The organism is Vibrio sp. 378 (genome assembly GCF_033339435.1).
The window spans coordinates 52,991-69,391 of record NZ_JAWOUO010000009.1 but is presented as its reverse complement, the minus strand read 5'-3'; the positions used below and the strand labels follow the sequence as shown (position 1 = coordinate 69,391).

The 16,401-nt window shown below is 45.1% G+C and carries 16 protein-coding genes; 7 read left to right on the top strand and 9 right to left on the bottom strand.

Going from position 1 to position 16,401, the window contains the following annotated elements:
• A complete protein-coding gene (locus R7Q48_RS16965) occupies positions 1 to 495 on the top strand; it encodes a DUF3299 domain-containing protein (protein WP_005379600.1) in 495 nt (164 codons plus the stop codon).
• Positions 496 to 817: 322 nt separating this feature from the next.
• Entirely contained in the window at positions 818 to 1,723 is a 906-nt protein-coding gene (locus R7Q48_RS16960; protein ID WP_064368954.1) for a TIGR03899 family protein, read from the top strand.
• An 89-nt stretch (positions 1,724 to 1,812) separates the two neighbouring features.
• Here the strand turns inward: R7Q48_RS16960 and cysC are convergent, their stop codons facing one another.
• From cysC to cobA, 5 genes are all read right to left on the bottom strand, one after another.
• Entirely contained in the window at positions 1,813 to 2,430 is a 618-nt protein-coding gene (cysC, locus tag R7Q48_RS16955) for an adenylyl-sulfate kinase (protein WP_005379598.1), read from the bottom strand.
• Positions 2,431 to 2,454: 24 nt separating this feature from the next.
• A complete protein-coding gene (locus R7Q48_RS16950) occupies positions 2,455 to 4,179 on the bottom strand; it encodes an SLC13 family permease (protein ID WP_064368953.1) in 1,725 nt (574 codons plus the stop codon).
• A gap of 251 nt (positions 4,180 to 4,430) precedes the next feature.
• Positions 4,431 to 5,861 (bottom strand): sulfate adenylyltransferase subunit CysN, encoded by a 1,431-nt coding sequence (gene cysN / locus R7Q48_RS16945; protein WP_017633444.1) that lies wholly within the window; start codon positions 5,859 to 5,861, stop codon positions 4,431 to 4,433.
• An 18-nt stretch (positions 5,862 to 5,879) separates the two neighbouring features.
• Positions 5,880 to 6,788 (bottom strand): sulfate adenylyltransferase subunit CysD, encoded by a 909-nt coding sequence (gene cysD, locus R7Q48_RS16940; protein WP_005379592.1) that lies wholly within the window; start codon positions 6,786 to 6,788, stop codon positions 5,880 to 5,882.
• A gap of 59 nt (positions 6,789 to 6,847) precedes the next feature.
• Positions 6,848 to 7,723 carry a uroporphyrinogen-III C-methyltransferase gene (gene cobA, locus R7Q48_RS16935; protein WP_031780800.1) on the bottom strand — a complete coding sequence of 292 codons (876 nt, stop codon included), beginning with the start codon at positions 7,721 to 7,723 and terminating at the stop codon, positions 6,848 to 6,850.
• 275 nt (positions 7,724 to 7,998) lie between these two features.
• Here cobA and cpdB point away from each other — a divergent pair, with 275 nt between their 5' ends.
• Positions 7,999 to 9,960 carry a 2',3'-cyclic-nucleotide 2'-phosphodiesterase gene (gene cpdB, locus R7Q48_RS16930; RefSeq protein WP_256903152.1) on the top strand — a complete coding sequence of 654 codons (1,962 nt, stop codon included), beginning with the start codon at positions 7,999 to 8,001 and terminating at the stop codon, positions 9,958 to 9,960.
• Between the two features lie 97 nt (positions 9,961 to 10,057).
• Positions 10,058 to 10,636 (top strand): Crp/Fnr family transcriptional regulator, encoded by a 579-nt coding sequence (locus tag R7Q48_RS16925; protein WP_017820293.1) that lies wholly within the window; start codon positions 10,058 to 10,060, stop codon positions 10,634 to 10,636.
• A gap of 54 nt (positions 10,637 to 10,690) precedes the next feature.
• On the opposite strand, the gene dbpA is transcribed toward R7Q48_RS16925, so the two are convergent.
• The gene (gene dbpA / locus R7Q48_RS16920; RefSeq protein ID WP_256903153.1) at positions 10,691 to 12,070 is read right to left on the bottom strand and encodes an ATP-dependent RNA helicase DbpA; all 1,380 of its coding nucleotides are present in this window, start codon (positions 12,068 to 12,070) and stop codon (positions 10,691 to 10,693) included.
• 142 nt (positions 12,071 to 12,212) lie between these two features.
• On the opposite strand from dbpA, the gene R7Q48_RS16915 reads away from it, so the two are divergent.
• Complete coding sequence (locus R7Q48_RS16915; RefSeq protein WP_017820295.1) at positions 12,213 to 12,674, top strand: GNAT family N-acetyltransferase; 462 nt, start codon at positions 12,213 to 12,215, stop codon at positions 12,672 to 12,674.
• A gap of 91 nt (positions 12,675 to 12,765) precedes the next feature.
• On the opposite strand, the gene R7Q48_RS16910 is transcribed toward R7Q48_RS16915, so the two are convergent.
• Positions 12,766 to 13,362 (bottom strand): LysM-like peptidoglycan-binding domain-containing protein, encoded by a 597-nt coding sequence (locus tag R7Q48_RS16910; protein ID WP_017820296.1) that lies wholly within the window; start codon positions 13,360 to 13,362, stop codon positions 12,766 to 12,768.
• Positions 13,363 to 13,594: 232 nt separating this feature from the next.
• Here R7Q48_RS16910 and R7Q48_RS16905 point away from each other — a divergent pair, with 232 nt between their 5' ends.
• Entirely contained in the window at positions 13,595 to 14,215 is a 621-nt protein-coding gene (locus tag R7Q48_RS16905) for an FKBP-type peptidyl-prolyl cis-trans isomerase (protein ID WP_005383137.1), read from the top strand.
• 153 nt (positions 14,216 to 14,368) lie between these two features.
• Positions 14,369 to 14,848, top strand: a complete 480-nt coding sequence (locus tag R7Q48_RS16900; protein ID WP_017820297.1) for a DUF2780 domain-containing protein — start codon at positions 14,369 to 14,371, stop codon at positions 14,846 to 14,848.
• 135 nt (positions 14,849 to 14,983) lie between these two features.
• Here the strand turns inward: R7Q48_RS16900 and rplQ are convergent, their stop codons facing one another.
• Both rplQ and R7Q48_RS16890 read right to left on the bottom strand, forming a co-directional pair.
• Positions 14,984 to 15,364: a 50S ribosomal protein L17 gene (gene rplQ, locus R7Q48_RS16895; RefSeq protein ID WP_005383141.1), complete on the bottom strand. Its 381-nt coding sequence runs from the start codon at positions 15,362 to 15,364 to the stop codon at positions 14,984 to 14,986.
• Positions 15,365 to 15,390: 26 nt separating this feature from the next.
• The gene (locus R7Q48_RS16890) at positions 15,391 to 16,383 is read right to left on the bottom strand and encodes a DNA-directed RNA polymerase subunit alpha (protein ID WP_005383143.1); all 993 of its coding nucleotides are present in this window, start codon (positions 16,381 to 16,383) and stop codon (positions 15,391 to 15,393) included.
• Between the last annotated feature and the right edge of the window lie 18 nt (positions 16,384 to 16,401).

The following is a 16,401-nucleotide window of genomic DNA, read 5'->3' as shown; positions in this document are numbered from 1 at the left end:
ATGTGGAAAAAAATACTCGCAAGTTGCTTGCTGGTCGTCGCATTCACAGCGCCTGTTATGGCCAGCGAAGAACCATTGAAGCTTGACTGGATTGACCTTGTTCCAGAAAAAGAGCGTAAATTGTTCGACAGTATAGGCATGCCTGCATCTGATCACAGTGGTGGCGCAGCGCAGCAGTCCAAGATTGGTAATGTTCGACCAGAACTGAACGGAAGCCAAGTTAAAATTCCAGGGTTTGTTATCCCACTTGAAGGTGATGCCGATACCGTCACCGAGTTTTTATTAGTGCCATACTTTGGAGCTTGTATTCACGTGCCACCACCGCCTCCAAACCAGATCATTTACGTGAAGTTTCCGAAAGGCGCGCCTGTTCAAGAGTTGTGGGATGTTATATATGTGGTTGGAACGTTGAAAACCGAGACGATAAACCACGAACTAGCAGAAACGGCTTACGTTATTGAGGGATCAGAAATAGAAGCCTACGACGATATGTAATTTAAGTCGTCGATAAGCCTCGCTACACCTAAGGCGTCACACTGGCGCCTTTTTTAGCTTTGTGCTACACGATATAACGAGATAAATACGCTAATACGCCCACATAAATAACCAAAAGAAACGCTATCGACAGGTGCTTTTTGAGTTTACCTGCTTCTGAGAACTTCATAGCCCCTCCAAAATAACGATAACAATTTTAACAACTCATTATCATTTTGAATAGCCCTATTCGTTCAAAAACTGAGAACTCCTGTCTGGTCGCTTGGTCAGATAAGGTGTAAATTTAAACGTGCGAACCGCGCAGTTCTTGGTAGGAAAACGAATGGCAGACCCGACAAAGCAACCTGTTGTCATCGAACATCAGTCAGACACAAAAAAAAATACGCAACAAGAAAAGAAACAAGGCTACATAAAAGACAGTGCTAGTAAGGTAAAAACCATTGCCCAAATACACGGTCTTGACGCCTTACTGCAAACCGGCCCGCCAGCCAAATCTGCGTTTGAAAGAGCCCAATTGCGAGAGCAAAGACGCCAAGAACAGCGACAAAAAAACTTAGAACAGATTTTAAAATTAGCGCACAGTTCATGCCGAGATGAGACAGCGGGAGAGCCAGACCAAGATTGGTTGCATCGATTTTTTGAGATGGCTCAAGACATCCATAACAGCGCGATGCAAAAGCTATGGGCTCAAGTGATGAAGCGTGAAGTGACCAATCCGGGTTCAACGTCCATGAAAGCGTTGAAAACCCTCAAGGATATGTCACCAAAGGAAGCACAAACTCTGCAAAGAGCCGCCTCTTTAGCGTGCAGTTTTGGAGGGGATCACAGCAGAAAACTGCTGATTGGTTACAAAGCGCAAGGAGGCATATTTAGCTTCGGCAAGCGAGACGTCGCTAACAGCCTAAATATGGGAAGTTTTCAACTGCCGTATTCAAGCTTGTTGCTCTTAATTGAATTAGGGCTGCTGCACAGTGCCGAACTTGAATCTGGCGAAATTAGTATCGAGACACCGTTGGTCCTCACCTACCAAGGTAAAAACTTGTCACTGAACGTAAACAGTAAAGGTGTCCGCCTTTTATATTACCGCTTCACACCCACAGGCAATGAGCTCTGTACCTTGCTCGGAAACAAACCACATGCCGAATACTACGATCAAATGCTTGCACTGTTAAATCATAGATTTAGTGTCCATAGTGAAGCTAAAAGTACGGTTCATCATACCGTCTAGCCAGCTTGAGAAGCATTTGGCTACCTATGATCCAAATACTTCTCCAGCTGCTCAAAGAGCTTTAGGTCACCTATGATCTAAATGCTTTTTTATCGGATCACACCGCGTTGTTTAAGATCGATTAAGCACAAATCCACCAGCTCATCGACACTCTTTTCTCCCGCGGGCAAATCGATTTCAGGGTTCTCTGGCGCTTGATATTCCGAATCAATACCAGTGAAATTAGGAATCTCTCCCGCACGGGCTTTACGGTATAAACCCTTAGGATCTCGACCTTCGCAAACCTCTAGAGATGCATTGACATACACTTCGATAAACTCGCCTTCTGGCAATAAATCGCGCACTAACTTCCGCTCTGCACGATGCGGTGAAATAAACGCCGACAGAACAATTAAACCCGCATCTGCCATCAACTTCGCCAGTTCACCAATACGACGAATGTTCTCGCGACGGTCCTGTTCAGAAAAACCTAAATCGCTACACAAACCATGTCGTACATTGTCACCATCCAATAAATAGGTGTGGTAACCCAATGCTGCAAGGCGATTTTCCAACGCCCCCGCTACGGTTGATTTACCCGCTCCAGATAAGCCAGTGAACCACAATACGGCAGGTTTTTGCTTCTTTAATTCAGCACGAAACTGTTTATCAACCGAATGCTGGTGCCAAACAATGTTTTCATCTTTTACCGTCGTTTCGGCAGTCATAACGTATCCTTGTAAATATCGGAATTAAAACGGGAAAAAGACCGGGATCAAAGTAAGTACTAATACAGAGTACACAATCGAAATTGGCACTCCAATTCTCACGTAGTCGGTCAATTTGTAATTTCCTATGCTGTACACCAGCAGGTTAGTTTGGTAACCGTAGGGAGAGATAAAGCTCGCACTCGCGCCGAACAAAACCGCCATGATGAATGGCATCGGATCCACGCCATAACCCACCGCCATGCTATAGCCGATAGGAAAAGAAAGCGCAGCCGCGGCATTGTTTGTCACCAATTCAGTGAGTACCAATGTCATGATATAAGTCGCCACCAAGGCACCAAATACTCCCCAGCCATTAAACGCTTCAATAAACATCACTCCCATTCTTTCTGACAATCCAGAAGAGATCATCAGTTGAGCAATAGACAAAGCGGAACCGACAATCACGACGATATCGATCGGAAAACGGCGGCGCAGTTCTGAAATCTGCACAATACCAAACGCAATAAGCGCGATAAGGTACGCAGCTAGACCTTTAATAATCGGTACTAACTCTAATAGAGCGCATCCAATTACGGCTGCAAAGCCCAGTAATACAATAGAAGACTTATTCGTATCAAGCCGAGCGCTAGAGTCCAAGTCATGCACTAAAACAAACTCTTTACGATGAGCTCGGCGTTCAGACTCAAAACGCTTTCCTGGAACCAGAACTAACGTGTCTCCTGGCGCTAAGGTAATACTACCCAAGCCACCTTCTAGGCGTTCGTGGCCTCGGCGAATCGCCACAACAACGGCATCGAATCGGTCGCGGAATCGGCTCTCTTTGAGGGTTTTGTAGCAAAATGTCGCCGACGAGCTCACCACAACTTCGATAAAGTTTTGCCCATTTAAGTGCTGCTGACCAAACAACTTGAGGCCCGGAATTTCTTGCAGGGTCGCGACGCTCTCAACATCGCCACAAAATAACAGGCGGTCTTTTGCGTTGAGCACAAAATCCGGTCCCACAGAAGAAACAGTAACACCATCGCGCACCACTTCTGCAAGAAACAGTTTGCGCAGCGCACGTAAATTATTCTCGCTGATCGTACGCCCAACTAGCGGTGAGCCAGGCTCAACGCGAGACTCAAGAAAGTAAGGTAAATCTTCTTGGTTTTGATCATCATAATTCGGTAGCAAGTAGCTCAGTGGAATAAGAATCAGCATCCCTCCCACCAGCACAGCCAAACCTATCATCGTAGGTGTAAAAAAGCTCAGGCTCGGTAAGCCTGCGTCTTCGACAAAGCTGTTGATGATTAAGTTAGTCGACGTACCAATCAAAGTTAATGTGCCACCAAAAATGGCGGCGTAAGACAAGGGGATAAGTAATTTCGAAGGTGCATGCTGCTGATTACGCTTAATCGCCCCAATCAATGAAACAACCACAGCGGTATTATTCGTAAATGAAGAGAGCAAGGCGGTCGATACACCGAGCTTAGCAATCACGCTGCCTAACTGGCCCTCAGAGATACTTCGGCTCACCCAACTGATCAGCAGTGTTTTTTCTAGAGCACAGGATGCAAGAATCAATAGAACCAGGGTTAACAATGAAGAGTTGGTAAAATTGGATGCGATAGTGGCTGAATCCATCATCCCAGCCATGAATGCAATAAAAGCGGCACCCGCAAAGACGTAACTAGGCTTAATTTTCGTGACAAGCAAGCAAGTGATAATGCCAAGCAAAATCGCTAACACAAACCCTTGTTCCCACATAGCCTTTCCTTACCAAATAGCCCCAAAGGGCACAACAACGACTCATTTATCCATGAAACACCGACAAACGAGTAAACAGACAAAAATCAGCGCAAGCGAAAAGAACATCAGAATGCTCGGTTTTCTTGGGCTCCACCGAAGCATTCTGGTATTAGGAGAATACCTAACGACATTTCGCAATTCAGTTAGGTAGCGACGCCCCAAGTACAACAGCAGACAGAGCCTGAAATTATCGTACTTGGGTAAGCCAGTTACTTTTTCAGAAACTGGCTGACGTCTTTTGCTTCCCAGTGTGGGAAGTGTTTACGGACAAGCGCATTAAGCTCAACTTCAAACGCAGAGATGTCCGTCAGATCGCGCTCAACCACGGCGAGGCTCTCTTTAACCATGCCGGCACCAACCGTCACGTTTGTCAGACGATCGATAATGATAAAGCCACCGGTATCTGCACAGTCTTGATAATTGTCCAGCGCAACTGACTCATTAAGAGACCATTCACACAAACCAATACCATTCAATGGCAGCTCTGCCGAGCTATGAGTCGAGAGATTATTAATGTCATATTGATGACGAATCGCTTCAACATGACCTACGGTTTTCTTACCTGCGATTTTGATGTCATAGTCACGACCCGGTTGCAGGGGTTGCTCTGTCATCCACACCACATCGGCAAGCAAATGGTTTGTGGTTTCCACTTGAGCATTATCTAGAACAATCAAATCGCCACGGCTAATATCGATCTCATCGCTTAGCGTCAGAGTGACAGCTAATCCGGCACGAGCTTCTTCGATATCACCATCAAAGGTCACAATACGTGCCACTGTTGACGTTTTACCCGATGGCAATGCTTTAATGGCATCACCGACTTTGATCGAACCAGAAGAAATGGTCCCCGCAAAACCACGGAAATCGAGGTTAGGACGATTAACGTATTGCACAGGGAAGCGGAATTCACCCGCGCCTTTTTCTTGATCCACATCGACCGTTTCAAGAAGCTCAAGCAATGATGGGCCTTTAAACCAAGTCAGGTTTTGGCCTTTATCCACCACATTGTCCCCTTCAAGCGCTGAGATCGGGATGATTTGAATATCAATATCCCCTGTCAGATTCTCAGAGAACTTCAAATACTCGTCGCGGATCTCTTCAAAGCGCTCTTGGGAGTAATCCACTAAGTCCATCTTGTTGATCGCCACAACAAAGTGCTTCAAACCCAACAGGTTGGAAATGAAAGAGTGACGACGAGTTTGATCGAGAATGCCCTTACGTGCATCAACCAGAATCACAGCTAAGTCACATGTCGATGCGCCTGTAGCCATGTTACGTGTGTACTGCTCGTGTCCAGGAGTATCTGCAATGATGAATTTACGTTTCTGCGTCGAGAAATAGCGGTAAGCCACATCAATCGTGATCCCCTGCTCTCGCTCAGCTTGTAAGCCATCGACCAACAACGCAAGGTCGGGCTTTTCACCCGTGGTACCCACACGTTGGCTGTCTGAATGCACTGCCGCTAGCTGATCTTCATAAATTTGTTTTGAGTCATGGAGTAAGCGACCGATTAATGTACTTTTACCGTCATCCACCGAGCCACAAGTCAAGAATCTAAGTAACGACTTGTACTGGTGTTGTGTTAAATAGCCTTCGATACCAAGCTCGGCTAATTGAGCTTCAACTGCACTGTTCATTATCTTTCCTTAGATCCTTTAGAAGTAACCTTGACGTTTCTTAAGCTCCATCGATCCTGACTGATCGTGGTCGATCGCTCGGCCTTGGCGCTCACTCGACGTTGCCACCAGCATCTCTTCGATAATGCCAGTTAAAGTGTTTGCTTCAGACTCGATGGCCCCGGTCAATGGATAACAACCAAGGGTACGGAAGCGCACGCTCTTCTCTTCAATCACTTCACCCGGTTGAAGCTCCATACGATCATCATCCACCATGATCAGCATGCCATCGCGTTCAACAACTGGGCGTTTGTCCGCGAGGTAAAGCGGCACGATCTCGATGTTTTCTAAATAGATGTATTGCCAGATATCAAGCTCAGTCCAGTTAGACAGTGGGAATACACGAATGCTCTCACCCTTATTAACCTGACCGTTGTACGTCTTCCATAGCTCAGGACGTTGGTTTTTAGGATCCCATGTATGGTTCTTATCGCGGAATGAATACACGCGCTCTTTCGCCCGTGATTTCTCTTCGTCGCGGCGCGCACCACCAAAGGCAGCATCAAAACCGTACTTGTTCAGCGCTTGTTTTAAGCCTTGAGTCTTCATGATGTCAGTGTGCTTAGAAGAACCATGAACAAACGGGCTACAGCCCATGGCTAGACCTTCTGGATTCTTATGTACCAAAAGCTCAAAACCGTATTTGGCCGCGGTGCGATCACGAAATTCAATCATCTCGCGGAACTTCCAATCGGTGTCAACATGCAGCAATGGAAATGGAATCTTACCTGGGTAAAAAGCTTTACGCGCAAGGTGCAGCATCACTGATGAGTCTTTACCAATCGAATACATCATGACTGGGTTATCAAACTCAGCCGCAACTTCACGGATGATGTGGATACTCTCCGCTTCGAGTTGTTTAAGGTGAGTTAAACGTTGTTGGTCCATGTTTTGTATTTCCTTTTTAAGCTTGAAGGCGCATTACGTCTCTAATCTTTGGTCTGAAATTATATGGAGTTGGCAATAGCACTTTTGTTGAATTCAGTACTAGACAAAAACCAGTCTAACTTTTGAGACAGTCGCACTACCTCTCCGACAACAATCAAAGATGGCGACTGTGCTTCCTTCGATAAATCAGAGAGTTGGGAGAGTTCTCCCGTAAATACTTTTTGTTGAATCTGCGTGCCACGCTCAATAATGGCAATCGGAGTCGACGCTGAACGACCATGCTTAATGAGTTGATTCTGAATATAGTGTGATTTCATCAGCCCCATGTAGATCACTAAAGTCTGATTCCCACGCGCCAACGTGGACCAATCCATCTCATCACTTTCTTCTTTCAAGTGGCCAGTCACAAAGATGGCCGATTGCGCATAATCACGATGAGTCAGTGGAATACCAGCATAAGCGGTTGCGCCAGCTGCTGCGGTAATGCCAGGGACAACTTGAAAACGAACGCCGGCATCAGCAAGCACTTCTAACTCTTCACCACCACGACCGAATACAAACGGATCCCCACCTTTAATGCGCACTACTTTGTAGCCCTGCTTGGCAAAATCCACCAAAAGCTGATTCGTCTTCTCCTGCGGCACACTGTGATGCCCAGCTCGCTTCCCAACGCACACCAAAATCGTATCGCTTGGAATCAATGCCATGATTTCTTCAGACACCAAGTAGTCGTACAAAACCACATCAGCTTGCTGCAAGCAGTTCAGTGCTTTCACCGTCAGAAGTTCAGGATCGCCTGGTCCTGCACCTACTAAGGCGACTTCACCAGGCTGTAGCGATTGCTTTGCAAAACGAGTAACACCAGCTACTGGGTTGTCAGAAACTAACCGGGGCTTTGGTTTAGGAAAAGAAGTGACTGAATCGTTCGTTGCCATGTGCTTGCTCATCGTCCATTGATATCGTTATGCAAGCATTATGGCGGGGCGTTTATATTACCTGAAATTCTAAAATTTCATTTTTTATTCAAAAATCTGCTAAGAAGTTTTTGTTTGGTCTCATTCAAAAGCGTGAAAAAGTCGGCGGTTAATATGAATAAGGTTCAGTAAACTGATTAATGTTCACAGTTTTCTGTATCTTTATCATCGAGTTGCACCTGTGTTTGATACATTACGCAGTACGATTTCCCCTTATCATTGAATTGGAGCACCAAATGAAAGTGGCAGTTCATCCTATTTCCCTCGCAGTATTAAGTGGCATGCTAACGCTTGCTGGCCCAGCAATGGCCGATACCATCAAGCTTCGTATTATCGAAACCACCGACATTCACACCAACGTGATGGATTACGATTACTACAAAGACCAACCATCACAGCAAATCGGTTTAAGTCGCGCTGCGACAATAGTGAAACAGGCTAAGTCTGAGGCAGAAAACACGGTACTAGTAGATAACGGCGATTTAATTCAGGGCAGCCCAATGGGCGATTACATGGCGGCAAAGGGGATTAATCCCGGCGACGTGCACCCAGTCTACAAAGCGATGAACAAGCTAGACTACGATGTGGGCAACATTGGCAATCATGAGTTCAACTATGGCTTAGATTTCCTACAAACGACGTTGAAGGGGGCAAACTTCCCTTACATCAATGCAAACGTATTTGATAAACAAACCGGTGAGCATTACTTCAAGCCTTACCTCATCAAAACTCACACATTTAAAGACACAAACGGCGAAGCGCATCAAATAAAAGTGGGTTACATCGGCTTTGTACCACCACAAATTATGGTGTGGGATAAGAAGAACTTAGAAGGCAAAGTCTTTGCTAAAGACATTAAGGAAACAGCAGAGAAACTGATTCCTCAAATGAAGAAAGAAGGCGCAGACGTGATTGTGGCGATTCCACACTCGGGCATTTCTACTGATCCATACAAGCTAGGCGCTGAAAACTCTGTTTACTACCTCACAGAAGTTGAAGGTATTGATGCAATTGCTTTTGGCCACTCTCACGCCGTCTTCCCAGGGAAAGACTTCGCAAACCTACCTGGTGTTGATATAGATAAAGGGACCATCAATGGTATAACGTCCGTGATGCCGGGTCGCTGGGGAAGTCACGTAGGTGTGATGGATTTGATGCTGAAAGAGAAAGACGGCAGATGGCAAGTCATCGAAGGCCAAGCAGAAGCACGCCCTATCTTCGATAAAGTAAATAAGAAGTCATTAGCTAAAGCCGATGAAGATATTGTGAAAGCGTTAGAAGATGATCACAAAGGCACTCGTGAATTTGTAAACCAACCAATCGGCAAAGCAAATGATGTCATGTACAGCTTCTTGGCATTAGTGCAGGACGACCCCACCATTCAAATCGTTAACCTTGCTCAGAAAGACTACGTAGAACGCTTTATTCAAGGCGACCCAGACCTTTCTGACATTCCAGTACTGAGTGCGGCAGCACCATTTAAAGTCGGCGGTCGTAAGAACGATCCGAATAACTTTACAGAAGTAGAATCCGGTCAGCTCACCTTCCGTAATGCGGCCGATCTTTACTTATACCCAAACACCTTGGTTGCGATGAAAGTGAAAGGTAAAGAAGTTCGCGAATGGCTAGAGTGCAGTGCGGGTCAATTCAACCACATCGACATCAACAATCCTAAACCGCAATCTTTGATTGATTGGGATAATTTCCGTACTTACAACTTCGATGTTATTGATGGGGTTAACTACCAAATCGACGTTACCCAACCGCCGAAGTACGATGCGGATTGTAAAGTGATTAATCCGGATTCTCAGCGTATTGTGAACCTGACGTTCAATGGTAAGCCTGTCAATCCGAAGCAAGATTTCATCATCGCAACCAATAACTACCGTGCTTATAGCAATACTTTCCCTGGTACAGGCCCAGATTTCATTGCATTTGACGCACCAGATGAAAACCGCTCTGTCGTCGCCACTTATATTTCTCGCGTGAGTGAAGAAAAAGGAGAAGTGACACCAAGCGCTGACAACAACTGGTCTTTCGCACCGATTAAGTCCGATAACAAGCTAGATATTCGTTTCGAAACCTCCCCTAGCGATAAAGCGGCGCAATTCATCAAAGAGAAAGGACAATACCCAATGAAGCGCGTGTCAACAGATGACATTGGTTTCGCGATTTATCAAATCGATTTGAATAAATAAGGTTGATTTGACAGCAACACTAAGCGGCTCTCATGAGCCGCTTTTTTGTTATCAATAAAACCCGTTAAAATAAAGAAAACCGTTTCTGAGTTATCACATGCACAGCGATCTTTTTTCAGACTTAGTCAAACATGGCTTTTTAGAGACAGAAGCAAACCAACTTATTGAAAATGGTGAGTTGCTCGAACTGCCTACACGCCACATTCTTAATCACCAAGGGGAGTTTAGCTCACACCTTTACTTCATCATTGAGGGGTTATGCCACGCAAGCTATCTTACTGAGCACGGCAAAGAATTCAGTAAAGAATTTTATTGGGAGAAGGACTGGGTTATCGGGTTTGAGAGCATAATAAAGGACCAACCTTCGCCTTACTTATTGGAAACGCTGAGCGCTTGTCAGCTATTTTGCTTGCCAATTGAAACGTTGCATCACTGGCGAGCAGAAAAGCACGCCATTTACTTAAAGCTACTCGAAAACCAACTGGTTAATAAAGAGAATAAAGAACGCTTTATGTTGCTCTACTCTCCAGAGGAACGATATCAATTATTTTGCGCTCATTACCCAGATTTAAAGCAACGTATTACCGATAGTCAAATTGCGGCCTACCTGGGCATTACACCAATCAGTTTGAGTCGAATCAAAGCACGCTTAACCAAAGATCACACTCTCAAATAAACTCAAAAAAGAAAAAAGCTCTTCAAACGAAGAGCTTTTTCTCTGCTATTTGAGCTATTTAAGAATTCGCGCCCGGAACTGGCGCCCTTTCATCTTGCCGTTACTAATGGTTTGTAGAGCCTTTTTAGCCACAGACTTTTCGACGGCAACATAAGCGCGCACAGGGAACAGATGGATCTTTCCGACTTGAGAGCCTGGAATACCATTTTTTCCTGTCAGACAACCTAAAATATCACCCGGTCGTACTTTCTGTTTCTTACCGCCATCAATGTTAATCGTCACCATCTTCGCTTGGTATGGCTGCTGATTTGATTTGGCAGGCAATGTTGCTGGTACCACGTCCATCTCTAGGTATTCTTCAATACGAGCTACACGTAAACCGTCTTTCTCACCAAAAAAGCTGAACGCTAAACCTTTACTACCCGCACGACCTGTACGACCAATACGGTGCACATGAACCTCAGGATCGCGCGATAGCTCAAAGTTAAAGACAGCATCAAGATTATCAACGTCCAAACCACGCGCTGCAACGTCTGTTGCAACAAGGATAGACACACTCTTGTTAGCAAACTGCACCAATGCTTGGTCGCGTTCACGCTGCTCTAAGTCCCCATGGATATCGATAACGCTGAATCCTTTGTGATGCAACTCATATGCGACACTTTGCACTTCTTTTTTGGTATTACAAAAAACCACCGCGGACTCTGGCTGGTGAGTCAGCAGCAAATTCGCCAATGCTTCATCACGTGCTTCCGAGCCTTCAACTTTATAGAAGTACTGCGCAATGCTTGAGGTATCATGCGTCGATTCCACCTTAATCACTTCCGGTGTCTGCATTATACGCTGCGCAATTTGCTCAATTTTTTCTGGAAAAGTAGCACTGAAAAGTAGAGTTTGACGCTGCTTTGGCGCTGCATCGATGATTGCATCTAATGCGTCTTGGAACCCCATGTCCAACATGCGATCAGCTTCATCTAGCACCAAGGTATTCAGTTCGCTAAGATCAATTCGGCCTTTTTCAAGGTGATCCAAAATACGACCAGGAGTACCAACTAGGATATGCGCACCATGCTCCAGCGAACCAATTTGTGGCCCCATAGGCATCCCACCGCAGAGAGTAAGCACTTTAATATTATGAATGCCGCGACCTAAAGTACGAATTTCCTTCGCTACTTGGTCTGCAAGCTCACGCGTTGGACACAATACTAATGACTGGACACGAAAGCGTTTGACGTTGAGGTTCGATAAAACCCCTAAACCAAATGCAGCGGTTTTACCTGAGCCCGTTTTACCCTGCCCGATGACATCACGATGTTTTAGGATTGCAGGCAAGCTCAAAGCTTGAATTGGCGTCATGTGGGTATAGTTCAGGGAATCAAGTGTGGCAAGTAACGCTGGGTTAAGCCCTACTTGATCGAATGTTTGTTTGCTCACGGGGATATCCTCAGGTGAGATGGAAAGAGGGCACATTATCACCAGATTTGGTGGGAAAACCAGTGCTAATTAACCTTTGTTAATGAGTATGAGCTCAAAACAAAGTAAAGTCAGTCACTCTATTCTCATTACGGATGACAACATGCTCACTTGGATTACTTTGCCCTTTGCTCAGCTAACAACCACACAGCTGTATGAAATGATGAAATTGCGTGTGGATGTATTCGTTGTTGAACAAACCTGCCCTTATCCTGAACTTGATGGTAAGGACACACTCGAAGGCGTTTATCATCTAATAGGCTATCACGGTGATGAACTGGTTGCTTGCGCACGATTACTGCCCGCAGGCACTACGTATGACAATGTGAGTATTGGTCGAGTGGTGACAAAGCAGACCGCGCGAGGCGGTGGCTTAGGTCATAAGTTATTGGACAAGGCATTGGCACAATGCGAAACATTATGGCCAGGGCAGACAATAGATATAGGTGCTCAAGAACACCTCATCCAGTTTTATGCAAGTCATGGATTCAAGGTTATCTCAGAGTGCTACCTTGAAGATGGTATCCCTCATGTGGATATGCGGAAAGAATCCGTAGCGCTATAAGTTTCAATTCGATTGGTTACTATGAAAACTAATCGAATTAAAAAACTAACTAAAAAGACGCGATATATTCGCGTCTTTTCATTTGAAGCGTTTACTTGTTACGCCCAAAGGTCCCATCCGACAAACGGAAAAACATAACGGACCGCCCGCTTTTTTCCAGCTGTAGCATATCTAACTCGCCTTCGTCACTAAGCTTAAAGCGAATCAACTGTCCCTGCTTTATTTGGCTTAGCGGCTTATCACTGCCTTCTATTTTGACCAGAGCGCTAAGATCCGCCATAGAGAGCTGATTACTTCTGAAAACCTGCGCTAATGTATCACCATTTTTAACCGTGTACTCTTTCCAGTCTTCAGATTTCGGTCCAGAGTTCTGAGAGGTTCTCTGCTGGCTTAAACTCTGCGCGTTCAGCTCAATCGCTACGCGTTGATGATCGACCTCAGTCTGCTCAACTGGTTGATCTGTTTTATTTGGCAAAGGAATAACAAGGAGTACCAGAATCAATGGCACTAAGACCATCAAAGCACGCTGATGAAATTTAGGCAGACGCAACCAAAACTGCTTAACAGGCTGTATACGCTCCAACCATTGCTCTTTGTTGAACGGCTGCTTCCAGTCGATAGCAGCGAATTTTTGTTTAACCAATTCGACATAGTCGACTTGCTGCTTTTTCTTTCTGCGACGATTCATTGTAATGAGTCCCTTAATACTTCTACGGTCAGTATAAAAATACCGACGCGGAGAGTATATGTTTTTCACCAAACTAAAATGGAATTGGGATTAAATTAGCAGAAATTTCACTTGGAGTAAGAGATAAGTCACAACCTGGCCGCCTCAATTAAGCATTCAGTCGCAATCATTTAAACCTAAGCTCGAAACTGATATCCTGTTACCTTTATCACTCCTAATAAGAGCGACATTCATGTCTGAAATTAAATTTGAAACTGCAGAACAAAAAGCAAGCTACGGCATTGGTCTGCAAATGGGTCAGCAACTTGCAGGCTCTGGTCTTGAAGGTCTTAGCGTTGATGCTATCGCAGCGGGTATTGCAACAGCACTAACTGGTGACATGCCATCAATCGAAATTGATGAAATCAACAAAGCACTACAAGAACTTCACACTCGTGCAGAAACAGCTCGCCAAGAAGCAGCAAAAATTGCGGCAGCAGAAGGCGAAGCGTTCCTAAAAGACAACGCTCTACGACCTGAAGTTAACGTTCTAGACTCTGGTCTTCAGTACGAAATCATTTCTGAAGGTACTGGTGCAGTTCCTACAGCAGAAAGCTCAGTTCGCGTTCACTACCACGGTGAGCTAACTGACGGTACTGTATTCGATAGCTCTGTATCTCGCGGTCAACCTGCTGAATTCCCTGTTACAGGTGTAATCAAAGGTTGGGTAGAGGCACTACAACTAATGCCTGTTGGCTCTAAGTGGAAGCTATACGTACCACAAGATCTTGCGTACGGTGAGCGTGGCGCTGGTGCGGCTATCCCTCCATTTGCAGCTTTAGTTTTCGAAGTAGAACTATTAGATATTATCTAATTGAAACCATTTTCAATTATGATTAAATAAAACGGCGCACTAGCGCCGTTTTTTTGTCTAAACTGAATAAACTTTCTCACCTCTGAACCTTTCACTCTGATAGCCTTTAAAAATAAAATCACTTTTAAAAAACGCTCAACCTTTGGAGGTACTATGCGTAAAACACTCCTAACTCTAGCACTCCTATCAATCAACATTGGTAGTGCGCACGCATTCTTAGATTCAGTCACTCAAAAAAGTAAAGAAAGTGGCCTGATGGACATGGTCGGCAGCAGCTTGAACACCGAGTCGTCTCCATTAACAGACATGCTAACTAGCCAATTACCAGTATCCACTGAGCAAGCAGCCGGAGGCAGTGGTGCACTACTCGCTTTGGCTCAAAGCCAGCTTTCGCAAGAAAATAGTAGTGAATTACAGTCTTTGATTCCTGGACTTTCAAACTTGCAAGGAGCACAAAGCTTACTAGGAAATATTGAGAATATCAGTGCAGTAAAAAGTGCATTCGATACGTTAGGTTTAGACCCATCTATGATCAGTCAGTTTGCTCCAGTAATCTTGGATTACTTGAACAAGCAAGGCGCTAGCGAAGGGCTTCTAAGTTCGTTGGGCGGGTTGTGGAATACTAGTAAATAAGCGTAAGTGATAATCACTTTTTAAATTGCCAGTCTGCATCGGTTGAAATAAATGCAGGCTGGATATAAAGGTTTACTGAATTACAGATACAAAAAAGCCGAGCTAATGCTCGGCTTTCTCGTTCTTACGAACTGATTACTCAGCAGCTTCTTCAGCAGCTGGGCGATCTACAAGCTCAATGTAAGCCATTGGAGCTTTATCACCAGCACGGAAGCCAGCTTTTAGGATACGAGTGTAACCGCCCTGACGAGCAGCAAAACGTGGACCTAGTTCGTTAAATAGTTTTGCAACTACTTCGTTGTCACGAGTACGTGCAAATGCTAGACGACGGTTAGCAACACTGTCAGTCTTAGCTAGTGTAATCAAAGGCTCAACTACGCGACGTAGCTCTTTTGCTTTTGGCAAAGTAGTCTTGATAACTTCATGACGTACTAGAGAGCTAGCCATGTTGCTGAACATCGCTTTGCGATGTGAGCTGTTGCGGTTGAGTTGACGACCACTCTTACGATGGCGCATGACCTAATCCTTCTAACTAGTATCGATTAATCTTCAGCGATTGATGCAGGTGGCCAGTTTTCTAGGCGCATGCCCAGAGACAGACCACGTGACGCAAGTACGTCTTTAATCTCAGTAAGAGATTTTTTACCAAGGTTAGGCGTTTTAAGTAGCTCAACCTCAGTACGTTGTACTAGATCACCGATGTAGTGAATCGCTTCTGCTTTCAGACAGTTAGCAGAGCGAACTGTTAGTTCAAGATCGTCTACAGGACGCAGTAGGATCGGATCGAATTCTGGCTTCTCTTCCTTCTCCTCAGGAACTCGTACATCACGAAGATCTACGAATGCATCCAATTGTTCAGCTAGGATTGTAGCTGCACGACGGATTGCTTCCTCAGGTTCTAGAGTACCGTTTGTTTCCATATCGATAACAAGCTTGTCTAGATCAGTACGCTGTTCTACACGAGCTGCTTCTACAGCGTAGGCAATTTTGTCTACTGGGCTGTAAGTAGCATCTACTAGTAGACGACCGATAGGACGCTCGTCTTCTTCGTTATGGATACGCGCAGAAGCTGGAACATAACCACGACCACGTTCAACTTTGATACGCATTGCGATCTCAGCGTTGTCATCCGTTAGGTGACAAATTACGTGTTCAGGGTTAGCGATCTCTACATCACCATCATGGGTGATGTCACCTGCAACCACAGGGCCCGAGCCTGATTTGTTCAAAGTAATGAACACTTCATCTTTGCCTTCGGCAACGCGCACAGCCAAACCTTTAAGGTTTAGAAGAATTTCAAGAATATCTTCTTGAACGCCTTCTTTCGTGCTGTACTCATGAAGTACGCCTTCAATTTCTACTTCTGTTACAGCACAACCTGGCATAGAAGATAGAAGGATGCGGCGAAGTGCATTACCCAGAGTATGACCAAAGCCACGCTCTAATGGCTCAAGAGTTACTTTTGCGTGAGTCGAGCTGATTTGTTCGATGTCAACTAGACGTGGCTTAAGAAATTCTGTTACAGAACCCTGCATTGTGTCCTCTCTTTAGTT